Raw genomic sequence first — 12,968 nt, 5'->3', positions numbered from 1 at the left:
CAGTGAACACGGATGGAGCAACTATTAGTATTGACTTATGGAGACAAAATATATAAGTGCACATTACATCCAAATGAGCAATCAATAGTGTCGATTGGAAAAGAGTGGACAAATGATATTACGAATCCAAGTTTAGAACAAGAAGTAGAATTAAAGTGGAATAATGAAGTGAACGCTTGGATGGTAGAAGATCAATTAATAGAATTCAATAAGGAATTTGAGATTGGAAAAACGAAAGACGTGAGCTGGAAAATCTTTATATCTATTATTGGCACAACTAAAGTGTTTGATATAGGAACGAAACAGTCTCTTACAATCAGTCAAAATAGTTTTGATGATATTTCTATTACCGGAAGTAGTGTAGATTTAATGTTATCTCGTGAAACGTTGTACGATTCATTTAAAGTGAACGTATATGACGGGGATGTATTTCATAATTATACGAAGCTACAAGATAGCGTTATGTTAGAAGCAGGAGACCAATTATATTTTGATGGTGTCTTAGTGGAGATTGGCAGTGAAGATATTCAAGTATTGTCTTCAGAAGATAATGTGAAATCTGCGTTACCTATTTTAGTAGAATCAGAAACCTTTTATCAAAGTGGTTATCCAGACTATCATCGTTCACCACGTATTATTTATCGTGAACCAGAAGAGAAAATGACAGTTGCGAAACCATCAAGTAAGCCGGCAAAACCAACTGAGCATTTAGCAAGAATAATCGCACCTTCTCTTGTCATGATTGTTGTAACAGTATTACTTGCTATCTTTATGAAATATGGTCTATTTATATTAGCATCAGTTGCAATGACTGTAGTAACGATAGTTGTTTCTGTCACATCATATATAAAAAATTTAAAGCAATATAAAATCGACATTATTGAACGTGACAAAAGTTATAGAGAGTATATAAAACAAAAAACGAAAGATTTACATGCAGAAAGTGAAAAGCAGCGTCATGCATTACATTATCACAATCCAAATGTTGAAGAAATACGTAATATGGCTGTTCAAGTAAATCCTCGTATTTATGAAAAAACAATGCAACATCATGATTTCTTAACATTTAGCGTTGGGACAGGACAAGCTAATACGAGTTTTGAAATTCAATTTAATGAAGAAGAATTTAGTCAAACGAAAGATGAATTAATTGATATAGCGCGTGAACTAAGACAGCGTTATCTTTCATTGGAAGATGTACCAGTTGTTACAGATTTAATGAATGGACCAGTTGGCTATATTGGACAACGCTCTTTAGTGTTAGAACAATTACAATTATTGGTTGTACAAGCGGCTTTATTCCATAGTTATTATGACTTGCAGTTTATTACTATTTTTCCTGAAGAAGAAAAAGAGAAATGGGATTGGATGCGCTGGTTACCTCATGGAAGTGTTCGCGATATAAATGTACGTGGATTTGTATACCATGATCGTAGCCGTGATCAAGTGTTAAATAGTTTATATCAAATTTTAAAAGAGAGAAAACAAAAAGTAGATGAAAAAAGTTCTACAAATGAAAAACTGTATTTCGCACCACACTATATCGTACTCATTACAGATGAAAAACTAATTTTAGATCATGTTGTTATGGAATTTTTCAATGATGATCCGAGTCAATTAGGTGTATCACTTGTATTTGTACAAGATGTTATGCAAAGTTTACCAGAGCATGTGAAAACGGTAATAGATATAAGAGATGCAAAACAAGGGAACATCATCTTAGAACAAGGAGAGATTGTTAACCGTCAATTTAAATTGAATCATGTACCGAAAGGGTTTAATTTAGAAGATGTTTCACGAGCATTAGCACCGTTAAATCATTTGCAAAACTTAAAAAATAGTATTCCAGAAAGCGTAACATTCCTAGAAATGTACGGTGTTGAAAAAATAAAAGAGTTAAACATTACAAGTCGCTGGCAGAAAAATGCAGCGCATAAATCTTTAGCTGTACCGCTCGGATTACGCGGTAAAGAAGACATCGTAAACTTAAATTTACATGAAAAAGCACACGGACCACACGGATTAATAGCTGGTACAACTGGTTCAGGTAAGTCGGAAATTATACAATCTTATATTTTATCTCTAGCTGTCAATTTCCATCCTTACGAAGTTGCCTTTCTACTTATTGACTATAAAGGCGGCGGTATGGCGAATTTATTTAAAAACTTACCGCATTTATTAGGAACAATTACAAACTTAGATGGAGCGCAAAGTATGAGAGCGCTCGCATCAATTAAAGCTGAATTACAAAAAAGACAACGATTATTTGGAGAAAATGGTGTAAACCATATTAATCAGTATCAAAAACTGTATAAAGAAGGCTTAGTAAGTGAACCGATGCCACATCTATTTTTAATTAGTGATGAATTCGCGGAACTGAAGTCAGAACAGCCAGAATTCATGAAAGAGTTAGTTTCAACAGCGCGTATTGGACGTTCACTCGGAATCCATTTAATATTAGCTACGCAAAAACCGAGCGGTGTTGTAGATGATCAAATTTGGAGTAACTCGAAATTCAAACTAGCACTGAAAGTTCAAAATACGTCAGATAGTAATGAAATTTTAAAAACACTAGATGCTGCTGAAATTACATTGCCAGGACGTGCCTATTTACAAGTTGGGAATAATGAAATTTACGAACTATTCCAATCGGCATGGAGCGGGGCGGATTATGTAGAAAACAAAGAGGATAAAGAACATTTAGACGCAACGATATATGCAATAAACGATCTAGGACAATATGAAATATTAAGTGAAGACTTAAGTGGACTTGGTAGCAGTAAAGAAGTAATAAGCGTACCATCTGAACTTGATGCTGTTATTGACTACATTCACGATTACGCAGAAGTAAATGAAATTGAAGCATTAGCAAGACCATGGTTACCACCACTTCCAGAAAGCGTATATTTACAAGACTTACATGCTATTCAGTTCAAGGAAGCATGGACGAAAGAAAAGAAACCATTAAAAGCAACAGTTGGTCTACTAGATCAGCCTGAATTACAATCACAGACGCCATTAACATTAGATATTAGTAAAGACGGACACGTAGCAGTCTTCTCAAGTCCAGGTTACGGAAAATCAACATTCTTACAATCAGTCATTATGGATGTAGCTCGTCAGCATAGTCCGGAGCATTTGCATGTGTATTTATTAGACTTCGGAACAAATGGTTTAATGCCATTAAAATCTTTACCGCATGTGGCAGACATCATTACATTAGACCAAGTTGAAAAATGCGAGAAGTTTCTTCGTCGCATAGAAGACTTATTAAAAGATAGAAAGCAATTGCTAAGTAAATATGGCGTTGCGAGTCTTGAAATGTATGAGAGAGCTAGTAAAGAAGTATTACCAACAATATTAATTACGTTAGATAACTATGATTCTGTTAGAGAAGCTGGATTTGTCGAAGACTTTGAACGCATTGTTGCACAAATTGTACGTGAAGGGGCAGCGGTAGGAATTCATTTAATGCTTACGGCTACACGTCAAAATGCATTGAGAGTACAAGTAAATACAAATATTAAACTACAAATTGCTCTATATATGATAGATGAGGCAGAATCTAGAGCTATTGTAGGAAGAACAGAGTTGAAAATTGAAGAATTAGCAGGACGTGGTTTAGTTAAAATTGACGAACCAACAATCTTCCAAACAGCTTTACCGACAAAGGGAGAAGATGTACTTACTCGAATTGAAAATATACAAGCTGAAGGAAAAGAGATGGATTCCTTCTGGGATGGAGAAAGACCGAAAGCAATTCCTATGGTACCTGAAGTTCTGGAATACAAAGAATTTATTGCATGGCCAGAAACAAGAAAAATTATTGAAGCAGGCAAACTAACATTTGGTGTAGAAACAGAAAGCGTTACGCCTCTCGAAATAGATTTAACTGAAGCGGCTAATATTGTTATAGGTGGTATTAAGAAAGATGAAGTTGAAAATGTAGTTCATCAATTCCTTAAACAATTGGCTGAAAGTGGACACTTTGACCTAGGTTTAATTGATACAAGAACACGTAATTTCTCAAACTACAGAGAGAGTGCTGCTTTATATGTAGCTGAAAAAACAGGAATTGAGAAAACAATTAAACAAGTTACAAATGCTTATAAGTCGAGAGAAGCGGCGTTTAAAGAGGAACAGGAAGCTTCAAGTGAAACAGTTAATCCAGCTGAATTTATTAAGAAATTTAAGCCGATTGTAATCGTAATTGCAGATGTAAATGACATTTTAAGTAATTTAGAAGATAGTGATATATATAGTTTAGCGGAATTAATAACAAATGGTGCATTTATGGGCATCCACTTCGTAATTGGCTGTGATGTTGATTCAATTGACAGTCGATACGATTTAGTTTCAAAAACAATAAAAGCGCAATCTCATGTTATTTTACTTAGAAAATCATCGGGACAAATGGTCTTTGATGTATCTAATAAAGATTTAAGTAGTACGAAATTAAATCCATTTGAAGGTTATTTTGTTGAAAATCGTTTTGCTACTAGAATTAAAGTGCCAACTATTTAAGGGGGGATTTGCATGGGGATAGAGGAATTAAATAGTCAAAAATCTGGTTTATTAAGTAGTATAAGTCATCAACAAGGGCAATTGGCTGAATTACAAATGAAACTAAGAAGGCTAACAAGTGCTAAAGGGAAATTTGTAAATAATCTTGAAGCAATTAAACAAAATCAAGAGCAGTTTAAGTCTTTAGAAATAAACGAAAGTAGTTGGAACGGGCAAAGAGCAACTACTTTTAAAGAAACGTATGAACAACAAGTTATTTCGAATTTAGGGAAATTTATCGGAGAACTAGGGAGAGTTCAAGAAGACATCGATCAAGCTATACGGCGGCTTGAAAGAGAAATCGCTGCATGTGAGTCGAGTATTCTTTCTTTAAGTAGAAGTGTTTCAATGGTTGACGCTAGTATTCAAGTAGAAGTACAGAAGGCGGGGAAATGATAAATGGGGGAAATTAAATTAAATAAAGGGGTATTTGATGCGAAAGCAAGTGAATTGAAAAGTGGTGCTAGTGATTTAGGTAAGACTAAATTTAATGGTATGCAGTTACATCGTACGAATTTAAGTAAACTGAAAAAATATTGTGAAGCGATTGAAAAGTTATCGAAAAAAGTGCAGCAATATGAACAAATACTACAAAAAGATATTAGTAGAATTCAGCAAACAGGACAAGAAATGGTTCAGCAAGATGAAAAGCTTGGAAAAGATTTGAAAGACAGTTCAGCTCACCGTGCTATGTAAAGGGATAGGAGGGAGAAAATATGAGCAAAATCATAGAGTTACAAGAAGTAAAAGAACTGCAAGAGCGCTTTAATTCAAGTGCTGAAGAGTTAAATCAACATTTGGAAACATTGCAGCAAAAAATAGAGGACTTTACACAAATTAACTCTTTTCAAGGGAAAGCTGCTGATACTATTAAGAATCATTTATCTACAGTTCATGGAGCTGTTATCACTGGATTTACAGTTACAACGGAAATGTTAAAAAGTCAATTTCAAAAAGCAATAGAGGAGTTTAACAGTGAGGTTGACAGTGATGCAGATGCAAAAATTCATGGAAGTTATTTGGATGATGTAAAGAAAAAAGTTAATGGATATAGTGAGGGATTCAGCCACTCTAATGAAGAGGCAAAAAAAACAGTAGGTACGATTAGTGACATCGTCGCAATTCAATACCCATCATCATCCAGCATCACTGAAGGCGCTGTAAAAAGCCAAAAAGAAATCAGTGATACATTAGAAAAATTAGAGACTTATAATAGTAAGCAAAGTGACCTGCAAGAGTTTGATGAATTAATGCGTAAAATAGATGAGGGAATGAAACAAATAAAAGTGAATAATGGGAATTTGTCTAGCGCTTCAATAGGGAAGTTATTAGCTGACACATCAATTGGAAATATCATTAAGGGATTGGCAGATGCCATGACTAAGTTTGATATTGGGAACAAGGGAGCTAAGGCTACTTTAAATGCTTACATACGCATGCATTATGTAACAAGGAAATTGGGTTTTGAAGTCCTTTTTGATCCTAAAGGCCGAAAAGGTAGAGGGGCATTAAAATTATCAACTCCTAAGAAAGAAGATATGGTTTTAGTAGAAAGAATACTTAAAATGGATAATAAAGATGATGTTTTAGCCAAGTATATAAAGGATAAATTTGAATTTAAATTCGAAGATTTGAAAACAACAAAGGAGCAAATAAAAAAGGCAAAAAAAAATATTTATAAATTACCAGAGTTTCAAGCTTATCATGATTTCCACAATGATAAGACAAATAAAGGATTGCCTACCGCAATTGGGAAAAGAGGACTGAGTTCATTTAAAGCCGCTTGGGCAGACGGCTTAAAGGATATTAATCCTATGAAATGGAAAGAAGCGTTTAAAGGCCTGGGTAAAGCAGGAGGAATATTGAAAGGAGCAGGTATTTTTGGGGCGGTCGTGTCAGTTGGAGGTAATGTTGTTGATGCTAAAGAAGGTGGTTGGCAGTTAAAAGATGTAGCTGATATAGCAACAGATTCAGCTGTAGATATTGGGGCAAATGCTGGAGCGATGGCAGCGGGTGCTGTAGCAGGATCGTTTTTCCTTCCGCCGCTTGGTACTGTGGTTGGAGCTGGTGTTGCGGTGGTTGCTACGGCGGGACTGAATTACAAATGGAAAGCACTTGGTGGTAAGGACAATATCATTGATATTACTAAAAAAGGAATTAAAAATGTAACTGGAAAGGTAACAGAAAAACTTAAAACTGTATTTTGGTAATTAGACTACACGAGAGGTGCATATAGGATGATGTGGAATATAAAAGAGGAAGAATTAGATAAATTTAGAATGACATGTAGACAACGTTTAAGCCCTGAAAGTGCTGTGGGATTTATGCTTGGAACAATATTTTATATTTCGATATTTATGTTTGTTATTCTTGTAGGAGGTTTGGATTACTATAACAATTTTTTTGATAGAACAATTGTTAAGACTGAAATTGTGTTATTTAGTATTCAAATTATATTTTTAATTATATTTCTATTTCCGAAAGCGTGTTTTAAACTTCAAAAATTACAAACGCTAGTCATATTACTTTATGCGTTTCAACTCGGAACAATATTATTTGCAGTTTCGATTGTTTCTGAAATGGGTGATAATTCAAATGGTAGGATATATACAGGGCTATTATTTTTAGGGGCAGTTATTGTTCATATTATGGCAACAATTGATACATTTAAACAGGCAAGTGAAGGAGCGTTTAGTAGCGATGAAAGGTCCACTTCGTTTTTTACTAAAACAAAAGGAAATATGATAAAGGGAGCTACAATATACGTATTAATACTTCTTATATTGGTGTGTTTTCAACATGATTATACAATTGATTTTTTAGTTATGTATGTGGTAGGAACTGTTTTAATGTATACGGTAGCCATCGGTGCAGCTGAATTTCAGCTATTAGCGTATTGTAGGTTTAAATTCCCTTCATTTAACATATCATGGGAGCAACATAAAAGAGAGTCTCCAAGATATCAAAAGAAAAATAAAAAAGGTAAATCAAAACGTAAGGCGTAAAGGAAATGAGTATAGTAGATTTAAATGTTCGACATTTACTATAATGTGGAAGGAATATGAAGGAGAGCGTAAGTGACATTTGAAGAAACATAAAAAATATAGCCAAGAGAAAGTATAGTAAAAGGAGTAGGTATTATGAAAATTCAATACAAAGCATTATCACTTTTAAATTTAATTAGTATTACTCAAATTGTAAAAAAAGAAGATTGGTTATTACCTGCTATCGCACTGAGAAATCAAGTTGTTCATAATGGAATATATGCTGTAGGTCCCGTTCTTTTTAAATATCAGCCATTGGAAAATGAACCAGAGTACGGCGAATATACGTATTCTGTTCCAGTAAATGAACGTGTTAAATTAGGAGAGAATTCTGCATATGAATACGTTGATGGATTAATTATTGAAGAGGCATTAAGTGTTCGATTTAATGATGAAGATGGTGGTATTGAGGAGGCTTATAATTTAATACATGAGTTTGCAGAACAGCATCATATTAAATTAGATAACGGTTTTTATCACGTATGTTTAGATGTATACGGTGACATGTGGCTAGATATTTATGCTCCTATTATAGAAGTAGGTGAAACAATAAAATGATAATTGAAGGACAAAGTATTGCATATACAAATGTTGTTTCGAAAGAGTACTATTTTCATTACGAAGATATGGAAGAAGCAATTGAACATTTTATGTCAGAAATTGCAACAGCGAATTTAACAGTAAAAGGTCCGATGTTTTATGCTTTGAAAAATATACCATCTGATGAAAATATGTACGTTGAATTATTCATGCCAGTAAATGAAGATAAAATTTCAGCATCAGAAACACTTCAATTTAGGAGCTATTATTATGTTGATGAGATGCTCATGAAACGATATACGGGAGATTATGAAAAATTAACAGAGCAGGTATATGGTGAAATGCTTCAGTATATGGAGGATAATAATCTGAATTTGGCCTCGCCAATTTATCATGTGTTTAGCGGTGATGAGTCTTTACAGTATGTTGAAGTAAAGATTGCTGTATTTAATGAAGAATAATATTTTAAGTTTGTGATTTTTAAAGTATGGTAACATCATGAAATATCATAAAAGAAATAGTTTTGAATAGAATTTGGGGAAATGACATAAATAAAACCTTCTCTTCTCGTTAGAATGAGGAGGTTTTTCGTTCTCAAATCTATATATAATTAACTTAATATTTCGACATGTGATTTTCAGTTGGATCATTCTGTATTGGTAGTAGTTACGTTCTATAGTTCGCTTTGTTGCCATTTTGAAGGGGGAAATTTATTCAAAAGTTAATTTGTAAAAAGAGGAGGTTGTTAATTTGAATAAGGGTCGAAATGTTTTGGAAACAGAGAAAAGTTTTTTTGAAAGGACAATAGTATCTATCTATAAAGCGTTAGAGTTTATAATGAAATATACAATGATTCTAATAATAATAATGTCCATATTTGTAATAATCGCTGCTATTTACTTTAAAATATATGAGGGTATAGGAGCGGGTATATTTCTCTTAATCTCTTCATTATTTGCATATTTGGTGTTTTTTAAGAAAAGTAAAAATGCCTAAATTAATAGTGAAAATAAAATTTAAAAGATTAACTATAATACGTTATTTCAAGAGGGAAAGTTTTGAATATGGCATGAATGTATAACAGCAAGAAAACCTTCTCTTTTCATCAAAATGAGAAGGTTTTTATATTTAATCCACATGATTTAAGTGAATGTAGTTAAAGGTGGGACAATTGGATGTGGAATATAAAAGAAGAAGATTTAGATGAATTTCGGATGACATGTAAACATCGCTTGAGTCCTGAGGGTGCTTTAGGATTTATGAAAGGAACAATAAGGGAACATAATGAAACTAAAAATGCCTAGTGTAACTAATGAGGTGACAGTATGAAGTTAAAGAGGAAAGCGAAGGTGATGATAGTCGTGTCTATAGTGGCAAGTTTATTAAGTGGATGTGGTTTTGGGGGAAATCAAATAGATTATAAGCCATTTGTCAAGGATTTGGATGAAGGTGACATGAAAAGGTTATGTCTGCAAGTGATGATGGGTATGCGTATGTGAAAGAACGGGTTATTGATTTTACCACAGAAAAAAATGGTGATGACAGAATTCATAATACACTATATCAAACTACTGAAGGTATATATAATTTGAAAGAAAATTTATTGTATGGAGAAACCACTCAAAAAATAACAAATGATATTACGAACATACAAGATAGACATAAGGATAATAAATATAAAGAAGAAGAAAAATATAGCACTAGGTTTATGTATAAATATCGAAAGGGTTACAGTTCTGATTCAAGCTTGGATGTTTCACATGTAAAACTAATTTTTAATAGATTGCAAGGTGTTGGGAGTTTACAACTGAAAGTAGATGGAGATAAAAAGAAATTTAATGAACCTAATACAGTTGGTTTTACGTTAACGGAATCACAATTTCAAGAGATAATTAACGATAAATTGAATTTACAATATGATAGTTTTGAAAAAGCATCAATTGCATTTAATTTTAACGATTCTAAAGATACGAAACAGCATCCAATGCAAATAATACAATTAATAATTTTAATTGTATATGAAAAGAAAAATAGTGAGGGGAAATTATTAACACATACTCAGCAAATATCTGTGAATTTTAGTAGTAAAAAGGATAATGATCAGGCAGCTAAGCAAGATTATCTGAATTATGAAAAGTCTTTTCAAAATAATAAATCATTCTAAGGGAGCTGATTTGTTTTGAAGAATTGAAGGTCAATTTGCAGCTAAGTTTAAAATGTGGCGGAATGAGTTTGTTGAAAAAGTAATTGAAAAAAATAAGAACAAACATCGAGCACAAGAGTTAGAAATGAAGGGGGAAATAAATTAAGAAGGAAATAAGGGTGTGAGTATTTATTGAATAAAATTTTTGTTAATAAATTAGTTATTGTTGTTCACGAATAATAAAGTTGTTAAAAAATTAAATAGATGTTTTGAAAAATGGTATTAATTAGAATTTATACATTTTATCCTGTACGATGAAAATGGGGATATTTCGGTATTTTTATAGTTAGGAAAAAGTTATTCTAAAAGGAGTAAGTTGGGTGAATCATAGACGCAAGAAAAAGAAACCGAAACAAATAAGAAAAGAAGCTGTTCAGATAAAACCGATAGTAGAAGAAGAAAAACCACTAAAGAAGAATAGCAACAAGTTGGTTGATATTCTCCTAGGTATTCTTCTTTTCCCAATTTTTATATGGGCTGTCTTGGAAGGTTCTACAACACAAGTAAGCAAAGGGAAGACTTTCCTTATTATCGTTTTCTTTATCTTAATTGCAATAGGGTTATCTATGATAGGAAACAAATAAAGGGGGAGTTCAGATGTTTAAGAAGAAGGAGAAAAAAAACATTTACGTTAGACTTGTTAACACACAAGGGGAAATCATTCGAGAGTTTGATTGTACAGAAAAAGACTTGCGAAAAGTAAAAGAAAATGGTACTGAAATTCGTTTGGTTGGAGATAACTCATATGAGATGGTAGCAACCGATGAACAACTAGAAAAACTAGCAAGAGCCGAAGCAGAAATCGAAGCAGAAATCAAGGCATGGGAAGACGCTTTAAATGAGAGTTTGGATGAACGCGAAGAAAGAGAAGCAAGACAGAAGGAATTGAAAGAAAAGAATAAATGGAGTACAAAGAAGAAAGTGATCGTATTTGGACTGATATTCTTTGTATTTATCGGATTACCTATTATCGAGGGGTATCAGAATAGTAAACTAGTTGAAGAAGGTACATCATTACATGCAGAAATTGTAGGTAGGCATGTAGAAAAGGAATTCATGTTTACACACCCAACATTGGTAGTTGAGGTAGACGGTAAAAAGCATAATGTATGGGTAAGTGAAGAGACATATAACGGAGCAGAGTGGTTAGGTAGACTAAAAGTCATCAAAACAAAAGATGGTAAAGTTGAGAAAGACCCTAGGTATGAGGGTGAAGACTTAATTACGAGTTATTAAGCAGTATTTTTTTAATATTCGCTTCTCAAATTAAATAACATTATTATTTGCAAAAATCGAATCCATTAAAATAAAAAACAAATTTTAAATAACTGTAATAACCTCCTAGCATATTGTTGATGGGAGGTTATCACCTCTCTGAAGATGAAATTAAAGAGCTATATTATCTCGATACAATTGTGATGACAGTAACGTTTTTACTAAGTGAGTGCAGTTTCGGGGAAACAAAAATAGAGTATGAGGGATATGCTTAAGTGAAAGAGAGAAGAATATTTAGAGCTTTTGAGGAGAAAGAAGGCTATTTGAACTAACAAAAGCATTCTGATTATGTACGGTAATTAATGTAGTGATGATATACATAAAAGATTATCTAAATTTAGTTACACAAAGATGAATGTAATTAAAAAGTTAGGAATGTAATGGGATTTTAGTGAATGAAAATTATTTAAACTGTATAGAAGGTGAAAAGTCAGGATGTGGAATATAAAAGAAGAAGATTTAGATGAATTTAGGATGACATGTAAAGATCGTTTAAGTCCTGAAGGTGCTGCGGGTTTTATGTTTGGAGGAATACTTTATAGTTCAATAGCCGTTTTTTCTATTATTGTATCAGGTGGTTGGGAGTACTGTATGGTTCTCCTTAATATAGGAATTGTTAAGATAGAAGTGTTGTTATATGCTTTGCAAGTAATTTTTTTTATTCTATATTTATTTCCAAAAGTTCAATTTAAATTTCAAAAGCTACAAACACTTGTTGTATTATTATACGCATTTCAAATGGCAACAATATTACTCGCAGCTTTGATTGGTACTAAAATAGCTAATAATTCGATTGATCAGGTTACATTATTGTATGTAGGATTGTTATTTTTAGGAGCAGTTGTTGTTCATATTGTGACAACGCTTGATACGCTTAAGCAAGCGAGTGAAGGTGCGTTTAGTATGGATGAAAGGTCTACTTCTTTCTTTAGTAAAACAAAAGGGAATATGATGAAGGGGGCTACACTATACGCAGCAACTATTTTTATTTTGATATATTTTCATAACGATTATGGGTTTGATACTTTAGGTATGTATGTAGTAGGGAGCTTTTTAATGTATACGATAGCCATAGGTACAGCAGAATTTCAGCTATTAGCGTATTGCAGGTTTAAATTTCCGTCATTTAACATTTCATGGGAGCAACATAAAAGAGAGACTCCAAGATATCGAAAGAGAAATAAAAAAGGTAAATCGAAACGTAAGGCATAAAGAAAGTGTGTATTGTAAGTTTTAATGGTGAAAAAAGTAGTGGTTTAAAGGAAAGTATTTTAACTACTAAAAGAAATTTTAATTATGTAATGTGATTAAAAGATTATCTAGTTGAAAATGTAGAGAGTAGT

At 32.8% G+C, this 12,968-nt stretch carries 12 protein-coding genes and 2 pseudogenes; all 14 read left to right on the top strand.

The genetic code is table 11. The features are described 5' to 3' along the window. Window positions 1-12 precede the first annotated feature (12 nt). The 14 genes and pseudogenes from essC (at window position 13) to MKX77_RS13965 (ending at window position 12,837) form a co-directional block, all read left to right on the top strand. Window positions 13-4,524, top strand: a complete 4,512-nt coding sequence (essC, locus tag MKX77_RS14030) for a type VII secretion protein EssC (RefSeq protein ID WP_341306970.1) — start codon at window positions 13-15, stop codon at window positions 4,522-4,524. Between the two features lie 12 nt (window positions 4,525-4,536). Continuing rightward, window positions 4,537-4,959: a YwqH-like family protein gene (locus MKX77_RS14025; protein ID WP_341306969.1), complete on the top strand. Its 423-nt coding sequence runs from the start codon at window positions 4,537-4,539 to the stop codon at window positions 4,957-4,959. A 3-nt stretch (window positions 4,960-4,962) separates the two neighbouring features. Beyond that, window positions 4,963-5,259: a TIGR04197 family type VII secretion effector gene (locus MKX77_RS14020; RefSeq protein WP_341306968.1), complete on the top strand. Its 297-nt coding sequence runs from the start codon at window positions 4,963-4,965 to the stop codon at window positions 5,257-5,259. A gap of 20 nt (window positions 5,260-5,279) precedes the next feature. Next, on the top strand, window positions 5,280-6,773 hold the full coding sequence (locus MKX77_RS14015) for a T7SS effector LXG polymorphic toxin (protein WP_341306967.1): 1,494 nt from the start codon (window positions 5,280-5,282) through the stop codon (window positions 6,771-6,773). A 30-nt stretch (window positions 6,774-6,803) separates the two neighbouring features. After that, window positions 6,804-7,568, top strand: coding sequence for a hypothetical protein (locus MKX77_RS14010; protein WP_341307966.1), 765 nt, complete (start codon window positions 6,804-6,806; stop codon window positions 7,566-7,568). A 135-nt stretch (window positions 7,569-7,703) separates the two neighbouring features. After that, window positions 7,704-8,165: a DUF5085 family protein gene (locus tag MKX77_RS14005; protein WP_016120102.1), complete on the top strand. Its 462-nt coding sequence runs from the start codon at window positions 7,704-7,706 to the stop codon at window positions 8,163-8,165. After that, window positions 8,162-8,608, top strand: a complete 447-nt coding sequence (locus tag MKX77_RS14000; RefSeq protein ID WP_341306966.1) for a DUF5085 family protein — start codon at window positions 8,162-8,164, stop codon at window positions 8,606-8,608. The genes MKX77_RS14005 and MKX77_RS14000 overlap by 4 nt, the downstream gene beginning before the upstream one ends. Window positions 8,609-8,897: 289 nt before the next feature. Beyond that, entirely contained in the window at window positions 8,898-9,143 is a 246-nt protein-coding gene (locus MKX77_RS13995) for a hypothetical protein (RefSeq protein WP_016120104.1), read from the top strand. A 179-nt stretch (window positions 9,144-9,322) separates the two neighbouring features. Continuing rightward, window positions 9,323-9,451, top strand: a complete 129-nt coding sequence (locus MKX77_RS13990) for a hypothetical protein (RefSeq protein ID WP_016120105.1) — start codon at window positions 9,323-9,325, stop codon at window positions 9,449-9,451. Between the two features lie 21 nt (window positions 9,452-9,472). Then, window positions 9,473-10,311, top strand: a pseudogene (locus MKX77_RS13985) (DUF3952 domain-containing protein). Between the two features lie 19 nt (window positions 10,312-10,330). Next, window positions 10,331-10,456: pseudogene (locus MKX77_RS13980) on the top strand (DUF4176 domain-containing protein); the annotation flags it as partial. A 214-nt stretch (window positions 10,457-10,670) separates the two neighbouring features. Continuing rightward, window positions 10,671-10,934: a hypothetical protein gene (locus MKX77_RS13975; protein ID WP_016120107.1), complete on the top strand. Its 264-nt coding sequence runs from the start codon at window positions 10,671-10,673 to the stop codon at window positions 10,932-10,934. 13 nt (window positions 10,935-10,947) lie between these two features. Continuing rightward, the gene (locus MKX77_RS13970; protein WP_016120108.1) at window positions 10,948-11,586 is read left to right on the top strand and encodes a hypothetical protein; all 639 of its coding nucleotides are present in this window, start codon (window positions 10,948-10,950) and stop codon (window positions 11,584-11,586) included. Between the two features lie 474 nt (window positions 11,587-12,060). Further along, complete coding sequence (locus MKX77_RS13965; protein WP_341306965.1) at window positions 12,061-12,837, top strand: hypothetical protein; 777 nt, start codon at window positions 12,061-12,063, stop codon at window positions 12,835-12,837. Window positions 12,838-12,968 lie beyond the last annotated feature (131 nt).

Source organism: Bacillus sp. FSL R9-9410, assembly GCF_038050385.1.
GTDB lineage: Bacteria > Bacillota > Bacilli > Bacillales > Bacillaceae_G > Bacillus_A > Bacillus_A cereus_U.
The sequence above is the reverse complement of the archived record's forward strand: the minus strand, read 5'-3'. Positions and strand labels throughout refer to the sequence as shown.